At 53.0% G+C, this 1,814-nt stretch carries 2 protein-coding genes and 2 pseudogenes; 3 read left to right on the forward strand and 1 reads right to left on the reverse strand.

Going from position 1 to position 1,814, the window contains the following annotated elements; genetic code table 11:
* Together BBB56_RS23930 and BBB56_RS23285 are read left to right on the forward strand one after the other, a co-directional pair.
* On the forward strand, positions 1-922 hold a 922-nt coding region (locus tag BBB56_RS23930; RefSeq protein ID WP_305036981.1), incomplete at its 5' end, for a toxin glutamine deamidase domain-containing protein.
* Positions 922-1,200, forward strand: coding sequence for a YrhB domain-containing protein (locus tag BBB56_RS23285; RefSeq protein ID WP_123803259.1), 279 nt, complete (start codon positions 922-924; stop codon positions 1,198-1,200). The genes BBB56_RS23930 and BBB56_RS23285, both read left to right, overlap by 1 nt.
* Positions 1,201-1,246: 46 nt before the next feature.
* Here the strand turns inward: BBB56_RS23285 and BBB56_RS23290 are convergent.
* Positions 1,247-1,381: pseudogene (locus BBB56_RS23290) on the reverse strand (SymE family type I addiction module toxin); the annotation flags it as partial.
* Between the two features lie 62 nt (positions 1,382-1,443).
* On the opposite strand from BBB56_RS23290, the pseudogene BBB56_RS23880 reads away from it, so the two are divergent.
* Positions 1,444-1,814 (forward strand): annotated as a pseudogene (locus tag BBB56_RS23880) (hemagglutinin repeat-containing protein); the annotation flags it as partial.

Consider the following 1,814-nt stretch of genomic DNA (forward strand, 5'->3'; position numbering starts at 1 on the left):
GGGCGCCGGGGCGGCAGCCGGGAAGAATGCGGTTGAGAATAATGCGCTGGGTGCTCCGGATGAGAAAAAACGGCAGGATGCGAAATGGTCACTGCCGTATCTGGAAGGTGAAAAGAAACAGCAGGCCGAGAAACTCATCATTGACCTTAACGCTAAGGATAAGGCGTTTGATATGGCACTGGACTCGGCGTGTAAAAATCTCTCATCAGAGGCCTGTCATGGAATGCGGCAGGAACTTGCAGCGATGGGCAGGAGCTACGACGAGAAGCTGGACGGGCAGTATATCGGTAACATGGGCACGGTGTACAAGGAAGGAAAAGACCAGGTAGACGCCCTGATGTGGCAGTATGCCAGCGCGGACGCAAAAGCGGCGCGTGATGCTAATGTAAACCGTATTGCTGAAAACTGGGGCGTGAGTAAGGAAACAGCGGCCACGCTGTATGATGGTATGGCAGTTGTGCATACTACGGCGGCGATTGGTGGTGCGGTTTATGGGATGAAAGGTACAGGAGCAAGTGGGGAGAATGCTGGCTCTATTAAAAATGTTAACCCAGGATACCCGGAACCAGGCAGAACACATAACTGTGTGAACTGTTCTGTTGCCACTGATGCTACTTTGGCTGGAAATCCTGCATCGGCGTTGCCGGTAAATCATAAAAACGGTATTCCGTTGGCCGTTTTGGAAAGCCAATACGGTACGAAATTTAAATATATTTCTTCGTCCGAAAGCATTACGCAGCAAATGACAAGTGCAGGCTCAGGTTCCCGTGGGATTGTTTTTGGTTCATATGGGCCAGGTCAACCTGGACACGTGTTTAATGTTGTAAATCAGAACGGAACAGTCCGATTCCTTGATGGGCAAACGGGTAAGCCTGCTGATCTTAGCCAGTTTAAATCATTCCAATTATTGAGGACGAATTAATGATTAATTTTGGAGAGGCTGTAGAAAAAGCGACGGAATATCTAAAAGACACTAATGTTCCGGTTGTTATTACTCTTCAGGGTCGTTTTTCTGAAGGATGGTTTTTTTGTTTTCAATCTCGAGAATATCTTGAAACGGGAGAGTTTTCTGCTCAACTCGCAGGAAATTCGCCATTTCTAGTTGATAAGGATACAGGTGAAATACATGAACTTGGAACGGCTTATCCTATTGAAAAATATTTACAAGATTATGAAGAAAAGAAAAATAATCTAAGTTAGAACCTCCCGGCCAGCGAGCCGGGATTTTACTTTATGGGTCAGCCAGTTACCCTTCAGTCGCCAGCCGGATGATCAACTGTCCCGGCCCGGTGATCACCTCGATCTTCTGCCCGGTCTCAAAGCCCAGCGCTTCCAGCCAGCGGCCTTTAATGGTCAGCTGTGGCAGCGGGTTCGGCTGGCCATTCTTAGTGCAGCCAGTCCTCTGGCTCTACCCCGTGCAGTGAGCAGCGTACCGCCCGGGGCAGCAGCCTGACGGCGGGGGACAACCTGAGCGTGGTGGCGCGCGGCAGCGGCGTGAAAGGCGCCGACGGCGACCTGAGGGTGCTGGGCGCGCAGGTGAGCGGCGAGTAGGTGAAGGCGGAGGCAGAGCGCAACCTGACGCTGGCGAGCGAGCAGGACAGCGACCGCTACGACTCGAAGCAGCAGAGCGCCAGTGCGGGCGGCAGCTTTACCTTCGGCTCGATGACCGGCTCGTCAAACGTCAACGCCTCGCGCGACAAGATGCACAGCACCTGGCAGAGCGTGGAGGAGCAGACCGGCATTATCGCGGGCAGGGGCTTTGACGTGACCGTCGGGGCGCACACCCAGCTGGACGGGGCGGTAATCGGCTCGAC

The organism is Candidatus Pantoea deserta, from assembly GCF_003813865.1.
In the GTDB taxonomy this organism is placed as follows: Bacteria; Pseudomonadota; Gammaproteobacteria; order Enterobacterales; family Enterobacteriaceae; genus Pantoea; species Pantoea deserta.

What these genes read in the sequence shown, in the direction of transcription:
- BBB56_RS23285 (WP_123803259.1), top strand. Translation starts at nt 922, where the DNA reads ATGATTAATTTTGGAGAGGCTGTAGAAAAAGCGACGGAATATCTAAAA.